Origin of the sequence: Pseudomonas canadensis, assembly GCF_000503215.1 — a bacterium.
GTDB classification, from domain to species: domain Bacteria; phylum Pseudomonadota; class Gammaproteobacteria; order Pseudomonadales; family Pseudomonadaceae; genus Aquipseudomonas; species Aquipseudomonas canadensis.
Genome location: NZ_AYTD01000013.1, coordinates 515486 through 540602, shown reverse-complemented (window position 1 = coordinate 540602; position 25117 = coordinate 515486). Strand labels below are relative to the sequence as shown.

At 62.6% G+C, this 25117-nt stretch carries 19 protein-coding genes; 4 read left to right on the top strand and 15 right to left on the bottom strand.

The window, feature by feature from the left end; genetic code table 11:
* Positions 1-4: 4 nt before the first annotated feature.
* Together U367_RS0111325 and U367_RS0111320 are read right to left on the bottom strand one after the other, a co-directional pair.
* Positions 5-370, bottom strand: coding sequence for a cupin domain-containing protein (locus U367_RS0111325; RefSeq protein WP_028617036.1), 366 nt, complete (start codon positions 368-370; stop codon positions 5-7).
* Between the two features lie 136 nt (positions 371-506).
* Positions 507-1805, bottom strand: coding sequence for an NAD(P)/FAD-dependent oxidoreductase (locus U367_RS0111320; protein ID WP_028617035.1), 1299 nt, complete (start codon positions 1803-1805; stop codon positions 507-509).
* A gap of 206 nt (positions 1806-2011) precedes the next feature.
* On the opposite strand from U367_RS0111320, the gene hpaR reads away from it, so the two are divergent.
* On the top strand, positions 2012-2440 hold the full coding sequence (hpaR, locus tag U367_RS0111315; RefSeq protein WP_028617034.1) for a homoprotocatechuate degradation operon regulator HpaR: 429 nt from the start codon (positions 2012-2014) through the stop codon (positions 2438-2440).
* An 83-nt stretch (positions 2441-2523) separates the two neighbouring features.
* Here the strand turns inward: hpaR and hpaI are convergent, their stop codons facing one another.
* The 8 genes from hpaI to U367_RS0111275 form a co-directional block, all read right to left on the bottom strand.
* Positions 2524-3324, bottom strand: coding sequence for a 4-hydroxy-2-oxoheptanedioate aldolase (gene hpaI, locus U367_RS0111310; protein ID WP_028617033.1), 801 nt, complete (start codon positions 3322-3324; stop codon positions 2524-2526).
* Positions 3325-3340: 16 nt separating this feature from the next.
* Positions 3341-4144, bottom strand: coding sequence for a 2-oxo-hept-4-ene-1,7-dioate hydratase (gene hpaH / locus U367_RS0111305; protein WP_028617032.1), 804 nt, complete (start codon positions 4142-4144; stop codon positions 3341-3343).
* A gap of 11 nt (positions 4145-4155) precedes the next feature.
* The gene (locus U367_RS0111300; RefSeq protein WP_028617031.1) at positions 4156-5460 is read right to left on the bottom strand and encodes an MFS transporter; all 1305 of its coding nucleotides are present in this window, start codon (positions 5458-5460) and stop codon (positions 4156-4158) included.
* 46 nt (positions 5461-5506) lie between these two features.
* A complete protein-coding gene (locus tag U367_RS0111295) occupies positions 5507-5899 on the bottom strand; it encodes a tautomerase family protein (RefSeq protein WP_028617030.1) in 393 nt (130 codons plus the stop codon).
* A gap of 15 nt (positions 5900-5914) precedes the next feature.
* Positions 5915-6772, bottom strand: coding sequence for a 3,4-dihydroxyphenylacetate 2,3-dioxygenase (gene hpaD / locus U367_RS0111290; RefSeq protein ID WP_028617029.1), 858 nt, complete (start codon positions 6770-6772; stop codon positions 5915-5917).
* Between the two features lie 154 nt (positions 6773-6926).
* Positions 6927-8387 (bottom strand): 5-carboxymethyl-2-hydroxymuconate semialdehyde dehydrogenase, encoded by a 1461-nt coding sequence (gene hpaE, locus U367_RS0111285; protein ID WP_028617028.1) that lies wholly within the window; start codon positions 8385-8387, stop codon positions 6927-6929.
* A gap of 5 nt (positions 8388-8392) precedes the next feature.
* A complete protein-coding gene (locus U367_RS0111280) occupies positions 8393-9163 on the bottom strand; it encodes a fumarylacetoacetate hydrolase family protein (RefSeq protein ID WP_028617027.1) in 771 nt (256 codons plus the stop codon).
* Positions 9160-9825 (bottom strand): fumarylacetoacetate hydrolase family protein, encoded by a 666-nt coding sequence (locus tag U367_RS0111275; protein ID WP_028617026.1) that lies wholly within the window; start codon positions 9823-9825, stop codon positions 9160-9162. The genes U367_RS0111280 and U367_RS0111275 overlap by 4 nt, the downstream gene beginning before the upstream one ends.
* Positions 9826-9952: 127 nt before the next feature.
* Here U367_RS0111275 and hpaA point away from each other — a divergent pair, with 127 nt between their 5' ends.
* Positions 9953-10813, top strand: a complete 861-nt coding sequence (gene hpaA, locus U367_RS0111270) for a 4-hydroxyphenylacetate catabolism regulatory protein HpaA (RefSeq protein WP_028617025.1) — start codon at positions 9953-9955, stop codon at positions 10811-10813.
* Here the strand turns inward: hpaA and U367_RS0111265 are convergent.
* Positions 10740-12191: an efflux transporter outer membrane subunit gene (locus U367_RS0111265; RefSeq protein ID WP_032864193.1), complete on the bottom strand. Its 1452-nt coding sequence runs from the start codon at positions 12189-12191 to the stop codon at positions 10740-10742. The two genes, hpaA and U367_RS0111265, sit on opposite strands and share 74 nt — an antisense overlap.
* Positions 12191-12982 (bottom strand): helix-turn-helix transcriptional regulator, encoded by a 792-nt coding sequence (locus U367_RS0111260; RefSeq protein ID WP_028617023.1) that lies wholly within the window; start codon positions 12980-12982, stop codon positions 12191-12193. Before U367_RS0111260 ends, U367_RS0111265 begins: the two co-directional genes overlap by 1 nt.
* Before the next feature lie 490 nt (positions 12983-13472).
* On the opposite strand from U367_RS0111260, the gene U367_RS0111255 reads away from it, so the two are divergent.
* Positions 13473-19682, top strand: a complete 6210-nt coding sequence (locus U367_RS0111255) for a non-ribosomal peptide synthetase (RefSeq protein ID WP_028617022.1) — start codon at positions 13473-13475, stop codon at positions 19680-19682.
* Between the two features lie 451 nt (positions 19683-20133).
* Here U367_RS0111255 and U367_RS0111245 read toward each other — a convergent pair whose 3' ends face one another.
* Complete coding sequence (locus U367_RS0111245; RefSeq protein ID WP_028617021.1) at positions 20134-20442, bottom strand: DUF6124 family protein; 309 nt, start codon at positions 20440-20442, stop codon at positions 20134-20136.
* A gap of 556 nt (positions 20443-20998) precedes the next feature.
* Between U367_RS0111245 and U367_RS0111240 the strand changes: the two genes are divergently transcribed.
* Positions 20999-21925: an ATP-binding cassette domain-containing protein gene (locus U367_RS0111240; RefSeq protein ID WP_028617020.1), complete on the top strand. Its 927-nt coding sequence runs from the start codon at positions 20999-21001 to the stop codon at positions 21923-21925.
* A 3-nt stretch (positions 21926-21928) separates the two neighbouring features.
* Here the strand turns inward: U367_RS0111240 and U367_RS0111235 are convergent, their stop codons facing one another.
* Both U367_RS0111235 and arnT read right to left on the bottom strand, forming a co-directional pair.
* Positions 21929-23449: an ArnT family glycosyltransferase gene (locus U367_RS0111235; RefSeq protein ID WP_028617019.1), complete on the bottom strand. Its 1521-nt coding sequence runs from the start codon at positions 23447-23449 to the stop codon at positions 21929-21931.
* A complete protein-coding gene (gene arnT, locus U367_RS0111230) occupies positions 23449-25104 on the bottom strand; it encodes a lipid IV(A) 4-amino-4-deoxy-L-arabinosyltransferase (RefSeq protein ID WP_028617018.1) in 1656 nt (551 codons plus the stop codon). The genes U367_RS0111235 and arnT overlap by 1 nt, the downstream gene beginning before the upstream one ends.
* Positions 25105-25117 lie beyond the last annotated feature (13 nt).

Here is a 25117-nt window from a genome sequence, read left to right as displayed (position 1 = left end):
TCCCTTACACGACGGCAAAGTAGTGTTTGACGAAGCTTTCGCTGAGCACTTCCCACAGCACCGGCGTGCCCTTGGTCACGAACCAGCTATCACCGCTTTTGTAGCGCGTGGTTTGGCCAGTGGACTCGTCGGTGAGCAGCACTTCACCGGTGACCACCGTGGCCTGTTCGGCAAACGGGTAGACCATGCGGAACTTGCCCTGGGTGGTGCCGAAATAGGCGCTGCTGACCGGGTCGGTGGGCGCGCCGAAGGTCATCTTGCCGAAGGCACGCACTTCACCTTCGAGAATCTGCGAACCGAGGTCGGCCACGGTGCCCCAGGGGTCGAGTTCCGACAGTTGGATGTTGTGTTTGAGGGTGGTAAGGGTCATGGCAATTGCTCCTGATAAGGACAAAATGTAGGAGCGAGCTTGCTCGCGAAAAACGTAATGGCACCGCGATCAATCGGAATGCCCGCGTTATCGTTAACGATTTTCGCGGGCAAGCCCGCTCCTACAGGGGGGTGGGTTAGCGGCGCCCGTTCCAATAACCGGACAGTTGGTGCCAGGATTTGCCCGCCGTCAGCAGCAAGGGCCGGATCGCGTCCTTGCCGAGGATGGTCGGGCGATGAATCGAGCTGACCAGGTCATAGCGCGCCGAGCCCTCGCTCATGCCTTCGGCCAGGACCTTGCAGATGATGTGGCTGGGGGTCACGCCGAAGCCGGAATAGCCCTGCACAAAAAACGCGTTGCTGCGCCCTGGCAAGGTGCCGATCTGCGGGAACAGGTTGGGGCTGCACGCCATCGGGCCGCCCCAGGCCAGGTCGATCTTCACGTCCTTGAGGTAGGGGAAGATCTTCAGCATCAGGTTGCGGTTCCACGCCTTGAGGTCGCCGGGAATGTGCTCCACCAGCGGTGTGGCGGCACCGAACAGCAGGCGGTTTTCATTGGTGACGCGGTAGTAGTCGATGACCGGGCGGATGTCGCTGTAGGCCCCGCGAATCGGGCTGATGCGCTGGATCAGTTCCTCGGACAACGGCTCGGTCATCATTTGGAATGCGTAGGTGTTGATGGTCGAGCGGTGCAGCTCCGGCTCCAGCTTGTTGAGAAAACTGTCACAGGCCCACAGCAATTTGCTGGCGCGCACCGAGCCGCGTCCGGTGCGCACGGTGATGCGCTCGCCGTAGCTGACCTCCAACGCCGGGCTGTTCTCGAAAATCCGCACGCCATGGCTGGCCAGCGCGGTGGCTTCGCCCAGCAACAGGTTCAGTGAATGCACGTGCCCGCCGCCCATGTGCAGCAGGGCGCTGCTGTAGGCTTTGGAACCAATGATCTGCTGCACGTCGGAACCGCCGAGAAAGCGGACCTCGTGCTGGCTGTTGATCGACTTGAAGTCCTTTTCCCAGGAGCGCAGGGTTTTTTCCTGGCGGGCGTTGAAACCCATGTAGCCGTAGCCGTGGCAGAAGTCCGCATCGATGTTGTACTTGGCGATGCGGCTCTTGATGATGTCGGCGCCCAGGTCGCTGATCTCGAACACCTGGCGCAGGCCGTCTTCGCCGACGTCCTTCTTGATCTTCTCAAGGTCATGGCCGATCCCCGCCATGATCTGCCCGCCATTGCGGCCGGTGCCGCCAAAGCCCAGGTAACGTGCCTCAAGCACGACGATATTGGTGATGCCTTTTTCCGCCAGTTCCAGGGCCGTGTTGATGCCGGAGAAACCGCCGCCGATCACCACCACATCGGCGTCGATGTCCTGTTCCAGGGTCGGGAAGCTGAGGTTGTATTTCTTGGTGGCGGTGTAATACGTGGGGGTTTCGATGTTGATCATGGCGCAGCCTGAAAAGGTGAAGGAAGGCTCTAAAGCGGATGCCTCCATTAGGGGCCCTGGCGGGGTGGAAGTCTTGATCCTGCGTGCCCAGGCTTTTGATTCTGCGCGCCATGGGCGGTGCGATAGACAAGTTATAGCGCGCTCCAGGACTGGGAATGCTAGAGTTTCGTTAAATTATTAACTAAATACGTCGTGACCCTGATCCTATGCTCAAACCTCGCCAGTCCCTGACCTTGACCTTGCTGCAAGCCCGCGAAGCCGCGATGAGTTTCTTTCGCCCGTCCTTGAACGAACACGGCCTGACCGAACAGCAATGGCGGATCATCCGCATCCTTGAACAGTACGGTGAGTTGGAGATCTACCAACTGGCCGAACTGGCCTGCATCCTCAAGCCGAGCATGACCGGCGTGCTGGTGCGCATGGAAACCGCCGGCATGGTGCACCGGCGCAAAGCCGAGCAGGACCAGCGCCGGGTGCTGGTGACATTGGCCGACAAGGGCAAGGCGAGTTTCGAGTCCATGAGCCAATGCATGGAGGCCAACTACCAGCGCTTGCAGGATCAGTTGGGTGAAGAGAAGTTGCAGACCCTGTTGGGTCTGCTGGATGACTTGAAGAACATCAACCTCAGGCGTTGAGTCACCCCCCTGTAGAAGCCCGGCTTGCCGGCGATAGCGTCTTCAAGATCGCCATCGCCGGCAAACCGGGCTCCTACAGGGGGTTAATACACGCTACCGGCGTGGGTTGGCGTGGGAACGCCTTTGAACTTGCCGGCCAGCGCCTGCAATCCGCGCATCAATACCGTGGTATCCACGCCCACTGCCACAAAGGTCGCGCCCAGCTCGATGTAGCGCCGCGCCAAGCCTTCATCCGCGCTGAGAATGCCTGCCGCCTTGCCCGACTTCACGATGCGCCCGATGGCGTCTTCAATCGCCGCTTGCACCTCGGGATGCCCAGGATTGCCGCGATGCCCCATCGACGCACTCAAATCCGCCGGGCCTATAAACACACCGTCTACGCCCTCGACGGCGGCAATCTCATCCAGGTTAGCCAGGCCTTCAAGGTTTTCGATCTGCACCAGCAGGCACATCTGTTCATCCGCCTGGTCGAGGTAGCCAGGGATGCTGTTCCAACGTGAAGCCCGCGCTAGTGCACTGCCCACACCCCGGATCCCTTGGGGTGGATAACGCATCGCGCGCACCAGTTCGCGGGCCTGGGCGGCACTTTCGACCATAGGTACCAGCAGGGTCTGGGCGCCGATATCCAGCAGTTGCTTGATCAATGCGCTGTCTCCGATCACCGGGCGGATCAGCGCCTGGCTGGGGTAGGGTGCCACGGCCTGCAACTGGGCGAGCATGCCTTGCAGGTGGTTGGGCGCATGTTCGCCGTCGATCAGCAGCCAGTCGAAACCGGCATTGGCGGCCAGTTCCGCGCAATAGGCGTCGGCCATGCCGAGCCACAGGCCGATCTGTACGTCGCCGTTGCGCAGGCGTTGTTTGAAGCGGTTGACGGGCATGTCCATGGCAATCCTCCAGGGTTCAGACGAAGCGGCAGGCGATCGAGCCGAGCAGGTCGTAGTCGACGTGGAAGGTGTCGCCAGGGCGAGCCGCGACCGGGCGCGTAAACGAGCCGCCGAGGATGATCTGCCCCGGCAGCAGGGTTACGTCATACGGTGTCAGTTTGTTCGCCAGCCAGGCCACGCCTTTGGCCGGGTGGTTGAGCACGGCGGCGGAAACGCCGGATTCCTCGATCACGCCGTTGCGGTACAGCACCGCCGGCACTTTGCGCAGGTCGATCTCGGTGGGGCGCACGGCACGGCCGCCCAGCACCACGCCGGCATTCGCGGCGTTGTCGGAGATGGTGTCAAAGACCTTGCGCGTCGCGTTGGTGTGCGGGTCGACCTGCTGGATGCGTGCGTCGATGATCTCCAGCGCCGGGATCACCCATTCGGTGGCGTCGAGCACATCGAACACCGTGCAGTTCGGGCCCTTGAGGGGTTTGCCGAGGATAAACGCCAGCTCCACTTCCACTCGCGGCACGATGAAGCGTTCGAAGGGAATGTCGCTGCCTTCGTCGAAGAACATGTCATCGAGCAGGGCGCCGTAGTCCGGTTCGGTGATGTTTGACGAAACCTGCATGGCCCGCGAGGTGAGGCCGATCTTGTGGCCCTTCAGCGTGCGGCCGTCTTGAATCTTCTGCGCGACCCAGGCGCGTTGGATCGCGTAGGCATCCTCAATGGTGATGCCTGGGTAGTCGAGGGAAAACTGGCGCACTTGTTCGCGGCTGCGTTCGGCGCGGTCCAGGTGGGCAGCGGCGGCAAGAATTTGCAGGGAGTCGAGCATGGCAACGGTCCTTAAAGGGGATTGACGATGGCGGCGTGGGTGCGCAGCACCAGCAGGCCGCCGAGGGCGATAAATGCAGCGAGTACGTACAGCGCCAGGCTGGCGCTCTGGGTGGCGTCGCGCATCCAGCCGATCAGGTAGGGCGCGAGGAACGCGGCGACGCTGCCGAACGAGCTGATCATGGCGATGCCGGCCGCCTGGGTGGTGTTGGAGAGAAACGCTGGCGGCAGTTGCCAGAACATCGGCAAGGCCGCGCTGGCACCCATGCCAGCGACCACCAACCCGCCCATCACCAGCAGCGGGTTGCCCGGCGCCAGGCCCGCCACGGCGATGCCGACGGCAGCCATCAGCAGCGGCACGCACAGGTGCCAGCGACGTTCGCGGTGGCGATCGGACGAGCGCCCGCATCCGATCATGAAGAAACACCCGGCCAGGTACGGCACGGCACTCAGTAGGCCGACCTGGCTGTCGCGGCCGATACCGGCGCCGTGGATCAGCGTGGGCATCCAGAACGCCAGGGTGTTCACCGCCAGCATCACCGCGAAATACACCGCCACCAGCAACCACACCTGCGGGTCGCGCAGGATGCCGCCGAACGAGGTGATGGTCTTGCGCTGTTCTTCGCTGCGCAGTTGGGTGTGCAACTGAAGTTTTTGCTCGGCGGTCAACCAGTGCACCGAGTCGAAACCGTCCGGCAACCACTTGAGCACCACCAGCCCCAGCAGCACCACCGGCAGGCCCTCGATCAGGAACATCCACTGCCAGCCGCGCAGGCCGCCCACATCATGGAAATGTTCGAGGATCGCCCCGGACAACGGCCCGCCCAGCACGCCGGCCATGGGCACGGCGATGGCAAACAACGCGGTGACCTGGGCGCGGCGGCGTGCCGGGTACCAGCGGTTGAGAAACACCAGGATGCCTGGGAAAAAGCCGGCCTCGGCGACCCCCAGCAGAAAGCGCAGCACGTAGAAGCCCTTGGCACTGTCTACCCACAGCATGCCGGTGGACAGCAGGCCCCACACCACCATCAGGCTGGCGATCCAGCGCCGTGGGCCGACGCGGTCCAGCGCCATGTTGCTCGGCACGCCAAACAACGCGTAGGCGATAAAGAACAACCCGGCGCCGAAGCCGTACACCGTGTCGCTGAACTGCAGGTCGCTGCTCATCTGCATCTTGGCGAAGCCGATGTTGATGCGGTCCAGATGGGCGAACAGGTAACACACCAGCAACAGCGGCATCAGGCGCCAGGTCACTGAACGATGGGTGCGGTCATGCTCGGCCAGCACGCGGCTGGCAGTCGATTGGGCTGTGCTCATGATGTTGTACTTTTTGTCTGAGAGGCCGTGAGGGGAGCGACGGGATCTACCCCGTCGGGTTGTTCAGGAACGCATGCACATTGTTCTGCTTGAAATTCAGCTGCGGGTGCAGCTCGACCATCTCGAACGACAGCGCCAGCAAACGTTGCGCCTGCAGCTCGGCGAAGTGTGTGGTGATCACCGCAAACAACGCCTCGGCTACCGCTTGGCGCGTGGCCAGGTCGCGACCGTGGCCGACCTTGAGGGTCATGTGCACAAAGGCGTAGTCGTGCTTGCCGTCGGCCATGCGCCAGGTGTCCAGGCGCACGCCACGGCTGCGGATACCGCCGAGGGGGAATACGCCACTGTCTCCCAGCACGCGGTGGACCTGTTCAAACAGGCCGGGCAGGTCGGCCTGTTGTTCGATGTTGTCGGTGTACTCGGCGATAAAGTGCGGCATGGGTTTCTCCCAGGTTTACAGCGGGAAAATCGCGTTGATCTGGCCGGTGCCCGAGCTGCCGAACGGCGGCGTAATGATCTCCGCCGCCTTGGCATAGTCCGGCCCACCGAGCAGCCCCAGGAGCATGGCGGTGTCGTGCATCTTGCCTTCGCCGAAGCAGTGTTCGGCGTAGTCCGGCAGCATCGCGCAGAACTCCTTGAAGCGGCCTTGCTTCCACATCTCCACCACATGCAGGTCCATCTGCTTGTCGAACTCGCGGGTCCAGTTGTGGATATTCGCTTCGGCCTGGCGGTCATCCGAGAAGCGGTGGGACAGTGAGCCGGAGGCCAGCACCAGCACCTTGCGGTCGCTCTTCTCGATGGCCCGGCGCACGGCGGCGCCAAAGGCAAAGCTGTCTTCCAGGCGATGCCAGGCGCACCAGGCGGCGATGGAAATGACCTTGAATGTCTCATCCTCCGGCACCCCCATGTGCATGTAGCGCATGGGCACCAGCGTGCCGTATTCCAGCTCCAGGCTCGGGATGTTGTGGGCCATGCTGCGCACGCCGGCCGCGTTGGCCTCGGCGGCGATCAATTCGCCCAGCTCGGGGCAACCGGGGTAGGCGTAGTCCATGTTCTTGATGAAGTGCGGCAGCTCGTTGCTGGTGTAGGTGCCCTGGAACTGCTCGCCGCAGTTGACGTGGTAACCGCTGTTGACCAGCCAGTGCACGTCGAACACTACCGCCGTGTCGGCGCCCAGTTCGCGGGCGCGACGGCCGATTTCCTTATGCCCGGCAATCGCCGCTTCGCGACAGCCGTGATGCTTGCCGGGCAGTTCCGACAGGTACATCGACGGTACGTGGCAGATCTTCGCCGCCAGGACCACTTCGCCCATGATGATTCTCCTGAATAGTTATTGTTGTAAGGCCAGCGAGATCCTTGTGGGAGCCGGGCTTGCCCGCGATGCAGGCGACGCGGTGTCTCAGGTGTACCGAGTCGATTGCATCGCGGGCAAGCCCGGCTCCCACAGGAAAGCAAACATGTGCGAACTACACACCCCAACGCGGGATGTGATGGCTGCCCATGGAAATGCACACGTTCTTGATCTCGGCAAACACTTCAAAGCTGTACTGGCCACCTTCACGCCCGGTGCCGGAGCCCTTGACCCCGCCGAACGGCTGGCGCAGGTCGCGCACGTTCTGGCTGTTGATAAATACCATGCCGGCTTCAATCCCGCGCGCCAGGCGATGGGCCTTGCCGATGTCCTGGGTCCAGATGTAGGAGGCCAGGCCGTACTCGGTGTCGTTGGCCAATTGCAGGGCCTCGGCTTCGTCCTTGAACGGGATCAGGCACACCACCGGGCCGAAGATTTCTTCCTGGGCGATGCGCATCTTGTTGTTCACATCGGCAAATACGGTCGGCTGGATGAACTGCCCTTTGCTTAAATGCGCCGGCAGGTTGGCCGGGCGTTCCAGGCCACCGGCGAGCAAGGTGGCGCCTTCCTCGAGACCAATCCTGATGTAGCCGGTGACCTTGTCGTAATGCGCCTGGGTGATCATCGAACCGACTTGGGTCTTCGGATCCTGAGGGTCACCGACGATCAGGCGTTTGGCGCGCGCTGCAAATTCGGCGACGAACTGCGGGTACACGCTTTCCTGGATAAAGATCCGGCTGCCGGCGGTGCAGCGCTCGCCGTTCAGGGAGAAGATGGTAAACAGCGCCGCGTCGAGGGCGCGCTCCAGGTCGGCGTCCTCGAAGATCAGCACCGGCGACTTGCCGCCCAGCTCCATGGAGTACTTCTTCAGGCCAGCGGTCTGCATGATCTTCTTGCCGGTGGCGGTGCCGCCGGTAAAGGAAATTGCCCGCACGTCCGGGTGGCGCACCAGCGCATCACCGGCCGTGGCGCCATAGCCCTGGATCACATTGAGCACGCCGTTGGGGATGCCGGCTTCCACCGCCAGGCGCCCCAGTTCATTAGCGGTCAGCGGCGACAGTTCCGACATCTTCAGCACTGCCGTATTACCCAGTGCCAGGCACGGCGCGGTCTTCCAAGTGGCGGTCATGAACGGCACGTTCCACGGCGACACCAACCCGCACACGCCTACCGGTTGGTAGAGGGTGTAGTTGAGCATCTGGTCGTCCACCGGGTAGCTGTGGCCGTCCATGCGCGTGCAGACTTCGGCGAAGAAGTCGAAGTTGTGCGAAGCCCGTGGGATCAACACGTTCTTGGTCTGGTGGATGGGCAGGCCGGTGTCGAGGGTTTCCAGCTCGGCCAGGTGCGGCACGTTCTGTTCGATCAATTCACCGAGCTTGCGCATCAGGCGTGCGCGCTCCTTGGCCGGAGTATTAGCCCACTTGGGGAAGGCTTCCTTGGCTGCCGCCACGGCCAACGCGACTTCCTCGGCACCGCCGCTGGCAACCTCACCAATCGCTTCGCCGGTGGCCGGGTTGTAGTTGATAAAGGTGTCTTTGCTTTCGACCTCGCGGCCGTTGATCCAGTGTTTGATCATGCTGCTTACGCCTCTTTCCGGGCAGAGAAGAACTCCGCCTCGCTGACAATTCGGTTGACCAGGCGGCCCACGCCTTCGACTTCCACCACCACTTCATCGCCAGGCACCACATCGGCCAGGCCCTCGGGCGTGCCGGTGGCGATCATGTCGCCCGGTTGCAAGGTCATGAAGCTAGACAGGTATTCGATGAGATAGGGGATGTCGAAAATCATGTCGCGGGTGCTGCCCTCCTGGCGCAGTTCACCGTTGATCCAGGTACGCAGGGTCAGGTTGCCTGGGTCGGGCACTTCAGCCACGTCGACGATCCACGGGCCGACCGGGGTGGTGGCGTCGCGGTTTTTCACGCGCAGGTTGGGGCGGTAGTAGTTTTCCAGGTAGTCGCGGATCGCGTAGTCGTTGCACACCGTGTAGCCGGTCAGGTAGTCCAGGGCGTCGGCACGTTTGACGTTGCGCGCGGCCTTGCCGATGACCGCCACCAGCTCGCACTCGTAGTGCATGTAGGCGACGTTATCCGGGCGCCAGGTGACCTGGCGGTGGCCGGTGTAGGTGCCGACGGACTTGATGAACGCCAGCGGTTCGGTCGGCGGCGTGAAGGCCAGTTCAGCGGCGTGGTCAGCGTAGTTCAAGCCGAGGGCGAACATGTTGCCGGTGGCCGGGGGCAGCCACTCGACCTGATCTTCGGCGAGCAGGCGACCGTCGTTCAGGCGTACGGCATTGTCGGCTTCGACCGTTACGGCGTGGATTTTATCTTCATAGCGGATGCGGGCGTGTTTCATGCTGGGGTCTCCGCCTGGATATGGCTGGTCAGGCGGCCCACGCCACTGATCTCTACTTCAACGGTGTCGCCCGGCACCACATCCACACGGTCTTCGGGCGTGCCGGTGATCAGCACGTCGCCGGGGTACAGGGTCATGAACTCGCTGATCTCTGCGATCAATTGCGGGATGTCCCGCACCCAGTTCGCGGTGGAGTTTTCCTGGCGCAGTTCGCCGTTGACCCACAGCTTGAGGCTCAGTTGGTTGGGGTTGCCCACCTGGTCCCGTGGCACGAACGCCGGCCCCAGCGCGCAGAACCCATCGCGGCATTTGGCTTTGACGGCGGGGCGGTAGTAGCTGTCTTCCGGCAGGCTGAACTCGTTGACCACCGCATAACCGGCCACGTGGGCCATGGCATTGTCCAGGCTGACGCGGCTGGCGCGCTGGCCGATCACCACGCCCAATGCCGGGCCGGGTTGCAGGCGTTCGCCCTGTGGGTGACGCACCACCGCATCGTGCTGATTGCGCGTATTCGGGGTCTTGATAAACAGCACCGGCTTGGTCGGCGGCTTCTGGTAGGGCGCCTGCTGGAAGGCGGCGAGATGCTGGTCCAGCAGGCCCTGGTAGTTCAGCGCAACGCCGAACAGGGTGCCGCTGGCAACATCATGCAGGGTACGGCTCATGCGTTTCTCCTGGCGGTGGCGACTGCTGCATAGGCAGTTCGTTAAGTTGTTAACGTTATAATTAATATGTTAACTACCGTCAAGCGTGGCAAAATCCCTGGCATTCAAATAACAACAAGGGGGCAGCGTGCAGCCGATTCCCAATATCAATATCGGGCAGGTCTACGACCAGCGTTACAGCGATGCCGAGGTGCACTACGACAAGCTCGGCAACCTGGCGGGCTTTTTCGGGCGCAACATGCCCGTGCATCGGCATGACCGGTTTTTCCAGGTGCATTACGTGAAAAGCGGCGCGGTGCGGGTGTACTTGGATGACCGTCAGTACCTGGAGTCCGGGCCGATGTTCTTCCTCACGCCGCCCACGGTGCCCCACGCCTTCGTCACCGAGGCGGATGCCGATGGGCATGTGCTGACCGTGCGTCAGCAGTTGGTGTGGGGATTGATCGACGCCGACCCCAGCCTGGCGTCCGGCGCCGCCTGCGTGGCGCTGACGGTGGGTGATCAAGGCCTGGATCGATTGTTCGAAGAGTTGAACGATGAGATCAACGCCGAGCGGGCAGGGCGCGCGGCGGCACTGGATAGCCTGACGCGGCTGATCATGATTCGCCTGCTGCGGCTGTGCGCCCACTCGTTACCCGCGCGCCCGACCCGCCACGAAGACCTGCGCATCTTCCATCGCTTCAACGAGTTGATCGAGGCGCACTACTTGGAACACTGGCCGCTGGCGCGCTATGCCGAGGGGATTGGCGTGACCGAGGCACGCCTGAATGAGGTATGCCGGCGCCTGGCCGACCTGCCGTCCAAGCGCCTGATTCTTGAGCGCGTGATGCAGGAAGCCAAGCGCCTGCTGCTGTTCACCGGCAGTTCCGCCAATGAAATCTGCTACCAGCTCGGCTTCAAGGACCCGGCGTATTTCAGCCGGTTTTTCCTTCGGTATGCGCAGGTGACGCCGGGGGAGTATCGGCTGCGGCAGTCGGGCTTGCGCTGACCTGCCACGCACCGCCCAGCGCCGTATACAACTTCACCTCGGCCACCAACTGCGCCAGGCGGTCGACGATCAGCGCCTGCTGCGAGTTGAACAGCGTACGTTGCGCATCCAGGAAGGTGAGGTTGCTGTCCACACCGCTGCGGTAGCGGTGTTCGGCCAGGTTGTAATACTGCTGGTTGGCCACGACGAAATCCCGTTGTGCCTCCAACTGGTCGGTATAGGTCTGCCGGGCCGCGAGGCCATCGGCGACTTCCTGGAAGGCGGTCTGGATGGATTTTTCGTACTGCGCCACCGTAATGTCCTTTTGCAGCTTGGCGTAGTCGAGGCTGGCGCGCAGGCTGCCGGCGTTGAAGATCGGCAGGTTGATCTGCGGCTGGAACGTCCAACTGCCGGAGCCGCCCTTGAACAGTCCCGACAGCTCTGTACTGGTGCTGCCCGCATTGGCGGTGAGGCTCACAGAAGGGAAAAACGCAGCGCGTGCGGCGCCGATATTGGCATTGGCGGCGCGCAGTTGGTACTCGGCCTGGAGGATATCCGGACGGCGTTGCAGCAGGTCCGAAGGCAGGCCGGCCGGTACCCTTGCGACCAAGTCATCCGCCAGTGGGCGCGACGGCAGTTGTTCGTCCACCGGGCCACCCACCAATAGAGCCAGGCTGTTCAGGTCCTGGGCGACCTGGCGCTCATAACGGGCCACGCTGGCGCGGGTGCTTTCGACGCTGGTGCTGGCTTGCACCACATCCAGTGCCGACGCCTTGCCGGCGGTTTTACTGCGGCTGGTGAGGCGCAGGCTGTGCTCGTTGGCCACCAGGGTTTGTCGGGCCAGGGCCAGCAGTTCCTGGTCGGCGCGCCAGGTCAGGTAGGCATTGGCGACGTTGGCCACCAGGCTCAACTGCGCGCTGCGCCGGGCCTCTTCGGTACCCAGGTAGGTGAGCATCGCCTGTTCGCTGAGACTGCGGATGCGGCCGAACAGATCCAGTTCATAGGCGCTGATGCCCAGGGTCGCGGAATAGCTCGACGTAATGGCAGATTTGCCCGTGCCGGTCACATCCCCCGGCAAACGCCGGCGTTGCCCGGCCCCGGTGGCAGAAACGGCCGGAAACAGGTCCGCACGCTGGATGCGGTACTGCGCCTGGAACGCCTCGACGTTCAGCGCCGCCACCCGCAGGTCGCGGTTGTTGACCAAGGCCTCGCCAATCAACCGTTGCAACGCCGGGTCATGAAACAACTGCCGCCAGTCCGACGTGCCGGATTGCGCCAGCGCGTACACCCCTTCCTGGGGATACTGCGCCGGCACGGGCGCCGCAGGCCGGTGATAATCCGGTATCAACGAGCAGCCGCCAAGCAGCCCTGCCATCGCCAATGCGCTCAATTTATTCATCAGGCACCAACCATCCATTTGGCCAGGCCATGTCGGCCACTCACGCCCAACTTGGCGGCGGCGCGCTTGAGGTAGGTTTCGATGGAGCTGTTCTTCACGCTGAGTTTTTCCGCCATTTGCGGCACGGTGCCACCGGTCAGCAGGCCCAGGCACACCTCTTGTTCGCGTGCCGACAGGGTGATTTCACCGAGGGACAAGCGCTTGTAGAACTCACGCTGCAATTGGGATTGCTCCAGCAAAGTGTGGGCCGGTTCGGCCTCGGGATGGGGCGCCTGGCGCAGGCTCTGGGCGTGGCATTCGATCAGTGGCAGCAGGGTGTCCGACAGGCACTTGAGAAACGACAACTCGGCCAGGGAAAACCCGCGATGGTTAGGTGGGCGATAAAACGAAATCACGCAGCGCCGGTTGCCCTGGCGCGACACCAGGTTGCACTGGTGTGAGGTGCCACGCGGGAACACGCTCTTGGCCTTGGCCTTCAACTGGATCAACAGCGGGTCCTGCATGCCAAGCATTTCCCGCAGCAACGGGTGGTCATCCATGGAGTTCAGCACCAGCGGCGGCAGGTCCTGGGTCTGGCCGGCGCTGCCAAGCAGCTTGATATCGAGCACGCGGCTGCGCAGCTCGTCGAGGGTCCATTCGCTGAGGTCCACCAGATGGATCGACACCCACTTGTCCACCAGGTGCAGCATGTGTGCGGCGAAATCCGTTTGGCCACTACTGGCAATTAACTCGCCCATTTCGGCATAGAAATTCGGGCTTTGCGGGTTGGCAATACTGCTGGTCAAACTCATAGCCATCTCATCCTTGAAATCGAAAACCTTCAACAGACTCTCTGGGCCACTGCGGGGGCGATCCGTTGCTCACACACCAGAGTCGGTAGTCGAGATTGTATTTAGCCAGGGGATTCGTCCTACGTATGTAGCTGAAACGAGGGACACAACCTGCCATAAAAACCACGTCATTAATTCGACGTTTCTGAGAGGCAATTCCGGCCGAAATAAATCAGAAGAGACGTTTATATTTATTTAACAAATTGATAAATAACGAAAAATAATTATTTTTAAAAACTATCGATGAATACTTACAGCGGCCAGGTGTAGCCAATTTCCTACACAGCTTTAATCGTTTCAGCAGTGAACCTTCAGCCAAGCTCAATCTATCCATTTGGATGTCCGGGTTTAGGGTGTCAGACAGCCTCGATCCCTCATGCTCCAATCCGGCCTATTCGTCGTAATGGGCCTCCCTGCGCGGCCAGTGCCTGAACCCCATGAGAAGGATCTTATGAAGCATTCCTCCAGCTTCCCCCTCACCGCCGCCCAACAGGACATCTGGCTCGACCAACTGCGCGTGGGCGATTCGCCGCTGTACAACATCGGCGGCTATGTGGATTTTGCCGGCCCCATCGCGCAAGACCTGATGCAGCGCGCCATCGAGTTGCTGGTGCTCAAGCACGATGCGTTACGCACGCAACTGCACACCGACGCCAACGGTTTGCCTCGGCAGACCTTCGCTACCACGGTGCCTGTCGACATGGCCCTGCATGATGTTTCCGGCGAGCCTGATCCAAAGGCTGCAAGCCATGCGCTGATGCAGGCACAAATGGCCTGGCCATTCACCCTGCAGGGCGCGCCGCTGTTTCGCTTCTTTCTGGTCAAACTCGACGACGACCACTACCGCCTCGGCACCCAGGCCCACCACCTGATCCTCGACGGCTGGGGCTTCGGCCAGATGCTGCAATCCCTGGCCCGGCTGTACACCGACCTGCAACAAGCTCGGCAACCGGAGCTGCTTGCGCCGTCCTACATCGACTTTATTGACGCGGATGAGCGCTATCACGCCTCGGCCCGCTACGCCCGCGACCGTGGGTATTGGCTGGGCAAATACCAGGTGCTGCCGGAACCATTGCTGACGCCGCGGAATAATGCCAAGGCGTCCAGCAATACGCTGGCCCAAGCGTTTCCGGTGGCGCTGCTCAACCGCATGGAACAAGTGGCGAACCGTTACCAGTCCTCGGCATTTCATGTACTGCTGGCGGCGATGTATGTGTATTTCACCCGCACCGCCCAGCGCCCGGAATGGGTGGTGGGGCTGCCGATTCTTAACCGCTCCAATGCGCGTTTTCGTTCCACCGTCGGGCTGTTCACCCAGGTCAGCGCCGTGCGTTTGCAGTTCGATGAGCAGTTGCCGTTCAGCGCTTTAGTCCGTGGGGTTCGCGACCAGCTGAAGCAGGACTTCCGCCACCAACGTTTTCCCCTGAGCGAGATGAACCGTGAGCTGGGCTTGCGCCGCACCGATCGTGGTCAGTTGTTCGACCTGTCGGTGTCCTTCGAACAGGACGATCATGAACTGCGCTACGGCACCACTGAGGCCCGTGCGGTCAAGGTGTCCAACCATCATGAGCCGTTGCCGCTGGCGATCCACCTGCGCAGCAACCGTTACCAGGACACCGCGTGCCTGCATTGCGTCTACAACGAAGCGTACTTCCAGCACGATGAAGTACTCGCCCTGGCGCAGCGCTTTACCTGGCTGCTGGAGCAAGGGTTGGAGGACGTCGCGCTGAAGATCAGTGATTTCTCCCTGGTGACGCCCGCCGAACAGGCCCAGCTGCAACTCTGGAACGCCACCGCCCAGGCCAACGCGCCGGTGCAAACCCTGCACGGCCGCGTCGAAGCCCAGGCCGCACGCACGCCGGACGCCGTGGCGGCGGTGTACCAAGGCCGGCAGTTGAGCTACGCCCAGCTCAACCAGCAGGCCAATGCGCTGGCCCATCAACTGCTGGAGCGTGGTGTACAGCCGGACGACCGCGTGGTGATCCTGGCGCGGCGCGGGTTGGAGACGCTGGTGGGGTTGCTGGCGACCCTGAAATCCGGCGCCTGCTACGTACCCGTAGACCCGGCCCATCCCGCCGAGCGCCTGAGCTATTTGCTGCAAGACAGCGATCCGGTGGTGGTGCTCACCCAGCACGATCTGCTGACGCGTTTGCCTGCGCTGGAGGTGCCAGTGATCCAGCTGGATCGCCCGACCTTCCACCTGGGCACCAACCCCCGCGTGCCGGTCAGCGCCACCAACCTCGCCTATGTGATCTACACCTCAGGCTCCACCGGCCTGCCCAAGGGCGTGATGGTCGAGCATCACACCGTCTCGAACCTGGTGGACTGGCATTGCCAGGCCTTTGACCTGCGCGCCGGCAGCCACACCGCCAGTGTCGCCGGCTTCGGGTTTGACGCGATGGCCTGGGAAATCTGGCCTGCGCTGTGCGTGGGCGCCACCGTGCACCTGCCGCCGGCTCATGACGGCGCCGAAGATATCGACGCGCTGCTCAACTGGTGGCAGGCGCAGCCGCTGCAAGTAGGTTTCCTGCCGACGCCCGTGGCCGAGTACGCTTTCAGCCAAGGCCTGCAACATCCGACCCTGCGCACCCTGCTGATCGGCGGCGACCGATTGCGGTCTTTTACCCAAGCGCAGTCCTTTGCGGTGATCAACAACTACGGCCCCACCGAAGCCACGGTGGTCGCCACCTCCGGTCCCATGGAAGTGGGCCAGCCGTTGCACATCGGCGCGCCCATCGCCAATGCGACAGTGTACTTGCTGGATGCACAGCAACGCCCGGTGCCCATCGGTGTACCGGGGGAGTTGTACGTCGGCGGCAAAGGTGTCGCACGGGGCTACCTCAACCGCCCCGAGCTCAGTGCCGAACGCTTCCTCGACGACCCGTTTATCGAAGGCCGCATGTACCGCACCGGCGACCTCGCGCGCTGGCTGCCGGAGGGTAACCTTGAATACCTGGGGCGCAACGACGACCAAGTGAAAATCCGTGGCATGCGCATCGAACTGGGCGAAATCGAATCCGCCCTGGCCACTCATCCGCACGTGCAGGAGGCGGTGGTGCAGTCACGCGATGGGCAATTGCTCGCCTGGTTCGTCCCCCGCGAAGCGGTGCAGATCGACGCCCTGCGCACCCACCTGCAGGCCTCGCTGCCTGATTACATGCTGCCCGCCGCCTACACGCAACTGGACGCGCTGCCCCTGACCGCCAACGGCAAACTCGACCGCAAGGCGTTGCCGGCGCCGACCCAGGATGCCTTTGTCACGCGCCTGTATGAAGCGCCGCACGCCGGGGTGGAATCCTTGTTGGCGCAACTCTGGGCCGAGCTGTTGCACGTGCAGCAGATCGGGCGCCACGACCACTTTTTCGAACTCGGCGGGCATTCGTTGCTGGCCGTGCAATTGGTGCAGCGCATGCGCCAGGTCGGGCTGCGTGCCGATGTGCAGGTGCTGTTCGGCCAGCCGACCCTGGCAGCCTTGGCGGCGGCCAGTGAATACGGCGAGGTGGACGAACCTCACCTGGCCGAACTGGATCCGGCGAGCCTGGCGCGCATTGTCGCGAGCATTCCCGGCGGCGCGGCCAACGTGCAGGACGTCTACCCGCTGGCGCCGCTGCAGGAGGGCTTGCTCTACCACCACATCACCGACGAGCGTGATCCGTACCAGCAACAAGCGTTGTTCAGTTTTGCCCGGCGTGAGCAGTTGGACGCGTTTGCCCAGGCCCTGCAACAGGTGATCAATCGCCACGATATCCTGCGCACCAGCCTGGTATGGGATGCCCTGGAGCAGCCGATGCAAGTGGTGTGGCGCGAGGCGCTGTTACGTGTTGAACCGTTGCGCGAGGACTATTTACCGCTGGATTTGCGCCAGGCGCCACTCATGGCCCTGGACTATGCCGAAGAACCGCAGCACCAACGCTGGATCGCTCGTCTGCGCTTCCATCACTTGGTCAACGATGCTACGTCCACCACGATCCTGATGCAGGAACTCCGTGCCCATTTACTCGGCCAGCAGGCACAACTGCCGGTGCCGGTGCCGTATCGCAATGTGGTGACGCAAGCCCGTTCGCCGGCACGTCAGGCCGGGCATGAGGCGTTCTTTCGCGAGCAACTGGGTGATATCGACGAGCCGACGCTGGCCTTCGGGCTTAAGGAACGCCAGGCGGACCGGGCGCACACCGGTGAAGCCGAACGCGCACTGAGCGACCGGCTCAATCAGCGCCTGCGTGCCCAGGCGCGCGGGTTGGGCGTGAGCGCGGCCAGCCTGTTCCATCTGGCCTGGGCCCAGGTGCTCAGCCGCGTAGCGGGCCGCGATGACGTGGTGTTCGGCACGGTTTTGCTCGGCCGTTTGCAGGCGGGCGAGGGCGCTGATCGGGCCCTGGGCATGTTCATCAACACCTTGCCGCTGCGAGTGCGCCTGGCCGGGAAAAACGTCGCCGATGCCCTGATCGATACCCACGCTCGGCTCAGCGCCTTGCTCGCCCATGAACAGGCATCGCTGGCGTTGGCCCAGCGTTGCAGCAGTGCATCGCCACTCTTCAACAGCCTGCTCAACTACCGCCACACCGACGCCGATCGTGACCTGATCCTGGTGCCGGGCATCGCCTTGCTCAGCAGTGAAGACATCCTCAGTTACCCGCTGATGCTGACCGTGGACGACATCGCCAGCGGCTTTCGGATCAAGGCCAAGGCCCCGCGCCAGGTCGGCGCCGAGCGCTTGTTGGATTACCTCGAAACCGTGCTGGTCAACCTGGCGGACACGCTGGAGCAGGCACCGCAAACGCCACTGTGTGAAATTCAGGTTCTGCCCGCCCGCGAGTTGAACACCTTGCTGGTGGACTTCAACGCCACTGAAACCGCATACCCCGAAACCCTCACCGTGCAGGCGCTGTTCGAAGCCCACGCGCGGCACATTCCCCACGCCGTGGCGGTGCAGGCCGGCGAGCGGCAACTGACCTACCGCGAGCTTAACGAACGCGCCAATCAACTGGCCTTCCACCTGCGCGAACGCGGGGTGCAGCCGGATTCCCGCGTGGCGCTGTGCGTCGAGCGCGGGCTGGATCTGGTGGTGGGTTTGCTGGCGATCCTAAAGGCCGGCGGCGCCTATGTGCCGCTGGACCCTGGCTACCCGCGCGAGCGCCTGGCCTACATGCTCCACGACAGCCAACCGGTTGCACTGCTGGTGCACGCGGCAACCCGCGACTTGCCGGGTGATGTGTCGATCCCGGTGATCGACTTCGACCACTGCGCCTGGAGCCAGGCACCCATCGGCAATCCGTTGGTGCCGGGCTTGAGCGTCGCCAACCTGGCCTACGTGATGTACACCTCGGGCTCCACCGGCACGCCCAAAGGCGTGATGATCGAGCATCGGGGCCTCGGTAACCTGATGCACTGGGGCTCGCAGTTGTGCCCCAACGCCGAGGGCGGCGCCCTGTTGCAACGGGCGCCCTTCAGCTTCGACGGCTCAGTGTGGGAGCTGTTCTGGCCGCTCACCAACGGCATGCGGTTGGTGCTCGCCCGGCCTGATGGTCACCGTGAGCCTGCGTACCTGGCGCAGGTGATTCGCGAGCAGCAGATCAGCGTGATCAAGTTCGTGCCGGCCATGCTCCAGCAGTTTCTTGAACTGGAAGAGTCGGCCCTGTGCACCAGCCTTACTGATGTGCTGTGTGGCGGCGGCGAACTCACCGAAGCCCTGTCCCGTGGCGTGCAGGCGCGCTTGCCCAAGGTGCGCCTGCATAACGTCTACGGACCTACCGAGGCCACGGTAGACAGCAGCGCCTGGACCCTGGAGCCCGACGCGCCGGTGCCTGCGCTGCAACTGCCGATTGGCCGGGCGATCAACAACACGCGTCTGTATGTGCTGGACGAACATGACAGGCCGACGCCCATGGGGGTCAGTGGCCAATTGCATATCGGCGGGGTCGGCGTGGCCCGTGGTTACCTGGGGCTGGAGCAGATGACCGCCGAACGGTTTATCGACAGCCCGTTTGTTGACGGCGACCGGCTGTACCGGACTGGCGACCTGGTGCGTTACCTGCCGGACGGCAACCTTGAGTTCCTTGGGCGTAATGACTTCCAGGTCAAACTGCGCGGCGTGCGCTTGGAGCTGGGGGAAATTGAATCAAGGTTGATGGCGCATCCGGCGTTGCGGGAAGTGGCGGTGTTGATTCGGGATGAGCGTTTGGTCGCCTATTTCACTGTGCGTGGGGAGGCGCCGAGCCTGGAAGCCCTGCGCGCGCATGTGCTGGAGCAGTTGCCGGAGTACATGGTGCCGGCGGCGTTTGTGCAGTTGGATGAATTGCCGCTCAATCCTGCGGGAAAACTTGACCGTAAGGCGTTGCCGGAACCGGGGTTGGAGTCGGTGGTGAGTCGGGCTTATGAAGCGCCGGTGGGGGAAGTTGAGACGTTGATGGCCGGTATTTGGGCTGAGGTGCTGAAGCTTGAGCGGGTGGGGCGGCATGACCATTTCTTTGAGTTGGGGGGGCATTCGTTGTTGGCGGTGAATCTCGTGGCGCGGATGCGCAAGGCGGGGTTGGAGGTGGATGCGCGGACGTTGTTCAGTCATCCGACGTTGGCGCAATTGGCGGCGCAGACGGCGACGCAGGTGGAGCGGGTGGAGGTTCCTCAGGCGGCCATTCCCCAGCTCAACCGGCGTCGCAGGATCTGATGTGTTTTTGTGGGAGCTGGTTTGGTGGTGTACATATCCATTGCTGCGGTAACGGCGGGTATGGGTTCCGCCCTTACGGCGGCTCACTTTTGATAGAGCGCAAAAGTAAGCAAAACGCTCTTGCCCCAACACTCGGCACCTCGCTTAGGCTCGGTGTGCCCTCACTCCGGCTTGAATCCGTGGGCCGCCGCGATGGGCCATCCTTGGCCCAGCGCGGCTAACCCGGCGTCCTGCCGGGTTACCCACGGATTCAAGCCTGCGTTCGGCCAGCGTGTTTGACGGGGCACCTAAGATCAAAATCAAGAGCGACTCGCTTCGCATCGTAGATACGCGGTCTTGTCGGAGCCGGCTTGCCGGCGATAAACGTGAGAACGCTGCGTTCTGTCTGGTTCCCCGCGTCATCGTTGAAGACCATCGCCGGCAAGCCAGCTCCTACATTTTTTGATCGCGTTCAGGCAGGGGTAGGCGACGGTTTCAAGCACGCGATGGAGCGATCCACCGTCGTCTTGGCAATTTCGAGTAAATGCCACACCGCCAGGATCTTGGCCCGCTCAGGGCTGGGCAGCAGCGCGCCGCAATCCAATGCAGTCGCTGAAGCGCTGTCGAGCAAACTGGCGGTGTAGAGCAGGGCGTCTTCGAAGCTGAGGTCTTCGTTGATGGCGTGGAAACCCTGTGAAGGCAGGTAATGGTCAATGGCGCGGTTGAAGGCGGCGCGGTCTTTGGCGGGGTCACAGGGCGGGTCGGGTAGGGCTTTGTTCATGGTGCAACTCCTATTGAGTAAAGGAGCTACCGCCGACGCTGCTAAACGCGGGTGGCAGCTGTACGCGGGTTAGCAGACCGGTCAATAGGAAAACCAGCGCACCCGGAGGTGCCCCGCGCACAGCCACCATAAACGCAGATGTGAACCGTGTGCCCATTGAAGTCAGGCTGCTAAACCCGATCACTGAAGTTCAGTGACGGAGCGAAGACTAGCCACCGACCCCAGCAGGCACAAGGCGGCGAGGATTGTCTAGGAAACGTCCTGCAATTAAAAGCGACACGCCTTGCTGGCCCTTTACAAACCATGACCAAATGCCACCAGTCCTACCCCTCACTACTCTACCGCGGCCCCGTGGGATTCATGGTTGCGGTGCTGAAAGCATTCATCAAACTGCTGACAAGTGCCTTATAACTCAAAAGATTTTGGCTATGCGATTCAGCTATTGGATTGTTCATGAGGTAATGCATTTAATTCGGGACATAACTCATTGTTGTTCGGAATAAATCAGCGCCGCAGAGCGTTGTAATGAGTCACCGTTCCGCCTTAGAGATGAGCCATGAGCAACCCCGTTGCCCCCAAGTTCCTGATTCGCCTGCTTGGCCTGTGCAAAACCTTTGGTGCCCAACGGGCGCTGGATCAGGTCAGCCTGGATATTTATCCGGGCGAAGGCGTGGCGTTGCTCGGCGCCACGGGGGCGGGAAAATCGACCCTGGTAAAGATCCTCAGCGGCACCCTGGCGCCGGACGCCGGTGAGCTGTGGGTCGATGGCCAGCGCCAACGTTTCACCTCACCGTTGTCGGCGCGCCGGGTCGGCATTGTGGCGGTGCACCAACGTCCCGACGATGGGATCGCCCCCGGCCTGAGTGTGGCGGAGAACCTGCTGCTCGATGAACTGGGCCAACCCGATGCCGACTTCTTGCTCAACCGCAAAAACCTGCTGCAACGTGCCGAAGCCATCGCCGCCGGGCTGGGCCTGGACCTGCCGCTGCAACACCCGGTCGAACGCCTCGGCCAGGCGGACCGCCAACTGCTGGTGCTGGCCCGCGCCTTTGCCCAGAAACCCCGATTCCTGATTCTCGACGAACCCACTGCCGCCCTGTCGGAAGCCGACGCCGAAAGCCTGCTTGGCCTGATCGATAGCCAGCGCGCACGGGGCGTGGCGATCCTCTACATTTCCCAGCGCCTGTCCGACCTGCAACGGGTCACCAACCGCGCGATTGTGTTGCAGGAAGGACGGCTGACCAGCGACCTCAACACCCGGCACTTGCCAAGTGCCGCGTATACCCTGTTCGGTGATGCGGCCGAGCAGCCGGCAGTGATACCGGACAAAACCCTGCCGGTGCCGTTCCTGGAGCGGTTTACCCGTGCTGGGTTTATCCGCAATCGGGCGGAGGGGCGGGCGGTGCAGGAGCAGGTGGCGGGGTTGAGCAGCAGCGTTGCGCCCATCGACGTCCCGACCCCAGGGAAAAACAACCACCCCTGATGCTCAGTGGACCGTGGGAATGAACGCCACGCTCCCATCCTCCCGCCTGTGGAAAAGCCGCTCGCCATTATCCGGCTGGGTGCCAATCACCCGATGATCCTTACCCAGATAAGCCAGTGGCGCGGGATCGTCCTTGGAGTATTGCGCGACAATGATCGTGCGTTGCGGATTGAAGGCCTTGCCGCTGGTTTTTTCCAGCCAGACCAGGAATGCCGCGCTATCGCCCTGGCGCGGGAAGTCCTGGGTCTCGGCCACGTAGTAGAACGGCTTGCCGCCGTTTTGCAGGTACATCGGCACTTTGTTGTCCGCTTCCACCAACACGAGTTGCCATTGCTCCCACGGCGCGCTTTGCGTCGCTTCGGTTCGCACGTCCTCGGCAAAGCGCGTCACGCCGCCATTGCCGTTGCTCCAGGGGTAGACCACGCCGAGTATCAACAGCATCAGCGTGGCGGCAATGGCGAACCCCTTGAACCAACGCGGTGTGCTGTCAGGCCTGGCCAGCAGGCGTTCGCTGACCCACCAGGCGCCGAGCAATTGGGCGAAGGGCACCAGTGGCAGTACGTAGTAGCTGCGGCGGCTGCCGCTGGCGGTAAAGAACACGAACAACAGACCGAGGCCCCACACCAGCCAGCGCACATTAGGCGGGGTCTGGCGCCAGTGCCGCAGCGCCAACCACAAACCGAGCAGCCAGCAGGGCACCCAGGGCAGGGTGTAGGCGGGCAGGTAGATCAGGTAGGTGTAGATCGGGCCCATGTGGTCGAAGGGATCGAAGAACCGCACCACGTTTTCGCGAAACACCAGCGCCAGGCCGCTTTCGCCATAGGTGGGCGCGCCGTAGACATGGGACAGCACGAAGGGCACGGCATACACCGCTGCAGCGATCAGCAAGGCACACACCAGGCGCAGGTTGAGATGGCGTTTGTAGCGATGCTCAGCCAGCAGGTGCGGTAGCAGCACCAGGCCGGGCAGCACAAAACCGATCAGCCCTTTGAACAGCGATGTCACGGCCAGCAGCAGGAAGAACACGGTATAGCGACCGAGCCGCGTGTCCTCCGGCCCGCGCCAGTACCACCACACCGCCGCCAGCACGCCACACACCGTCAGCACGTCCGCTGTGGCTACGCGCGCCCAGAACAGGAAGTAGAAGGTGGTGGCGAGCATCCAGCCGGCAATCAGCCCGGTACCCTTGCGTAGTAGCTGTTCGCCGATCAGGTAGACCAGCCACACGCTCAGCCAGGCGCCGATCACGGACGGCAAGCGCAGTGACCAGGGACCGAGGCCACCCAGCACGTGGGCACTGGCAGTGATCAGCCAGTAGGAGGGCAGGGGTTTGTCGTAATAGGGCGCGCCCTTGAGGTAGGGATCGAAATAGTCACCGCTCTGCAGCATCTGCAAGGCGATGTTCGCCCATCGGGTCTCCGGGCCCCACAGGTCGCGCGCGCCCAAACCGGCCAGCAGAAGCAGGGCGGTGACGCCCAGCAACAGCAGCAGGGCGCCGCGTTCGGTCTTCCAGAAAGCCGCCATCACGGCGATTTCGGGTAGATGATCAGTTCGAGGGAGCCCTTGTAGTAGCGTTTGCCACCCGGTGGCAGTTGCCCGGCTTCGCGCATTTCACTGGTGCTGTTGACGCGCAGAAGCACGCCGACCGAGCCCTGTTGGCGCTTTTCCTTGAGCCAGGTCTGCACGTCGTCCAACCCCACTTTGCGCTGCACTGACCCTGCGTACTGCAAGCCGTAACGCAGCTCGCCCTCGGTGTCATACAACGCGACTTCCGGGCGTTTCAGGCGCCAGGCCAAGGCACTGGCATTCCCCAGTTCATTGCTCAGCAGGGCTTGGGTCTGTTGCAGTTCTTCCAAGTGTTCGAGCACAAACTGGTCGGGCATTTCGTTGTCCGCGATCCACTCCGGCATGCTTGCCGGCAGCAGGATCACCAGCAAGCCGATGCCCAGGGCCGGCATCGCCCACAGCGTCAGCGGGCGGAAGGCTTGTAGCAGGTTGGTGAGGATCCACCCCAGCAACACGATAAACGCCAGGGACAGGCTGAACATTTCCGCATGGCTGTTGCTGTACAGCGGTCGAGCGATTTGCAGGTAGATCAGCACGATCATGGCCGCCATGCCGATCACGAAGTTGAGCAGGCCATTGAGGCAGATCGTGCGGGCTTTATGCTGGTTGATCAGGCCGACCAGCGTATGCCCCATCAACAAGGCCAGGGGCAGCAGGCACGGCATGATGTAGGTCGGCAGCTTGCCGTTGCTCAGGCTGAAGAAACCCAGCGGCAACAACAGCCACAGGGCCAGGAAAGCGATCGCCGGCTGGCGCTTTTCCTGCCAGGTCTTGCGCAGGGTGTTCGGCAGCAGCCCAGCCCAGGGCAGGCAAGCCACCGCGATGATCGGCAGGAAGAACCACCACGGCCGCACGTGCTGTGCGTTGTCGGCGCTGAAGCGGCGGATGTGTTCATTCCAGAAAAAGAACCGCCAGAAGTCCGGTTCCTGCAGATGGATCGCCAACGCCCAAGGCAGGCACACCAGCAAACACACCAGCATGGCCAGCGGGCCATAGCGCAGCAGTTCGCCCAGGCGGCGTTGCCAGAGCATGTAAGGCACGGCGATCAACACCGGCAGAACCAAGGCCAGGAACCCCTTGGTCAGGAAACCCAGGGCGCAGGCCAGGCCCACGACGGCCCAGGCCCACAGACGACCGCGCACTGTGTGGCTGTCGAGGGCAAACCACAGGGCTACCAGGCTCAGGTTGACCCACAGGGTGAATTGCGGATCCAGGTTGGAATAGCCCGCTTGACCGGCCACCAGGCCGAAGCTCAGGTAGAGCAGGGCGCAGGCGAAGCTTTTGCGCGGGTCATTCCACAGGCGGCGGGCGATCAAGTAGGCCAGCAGCACGCTCAAGCCGGAAGTAAGGGCCGAGGCGATGCGCACACCGAACAGGTTCTGGCCGAACACCGACTGGCCCAAGGCGATCAACCAATAGCCGCCAGCGGGTTTTTCGAAATAGCGGATGCCCATGAAATGCGGCGCTACCCAGTTGCCGCTCTGGAGCATTTCCTGGCTGATCTGGGCGTAGCGGGTTTCGTCCGGGATCCATAAGCCGTGCAGGCCCAGGGGCAACAGGTAAAACGCGACAAAGGCCAGTAATAAGACTGGCAGGGGTTTTAAATGAGTCATGCAAACGTCGCTC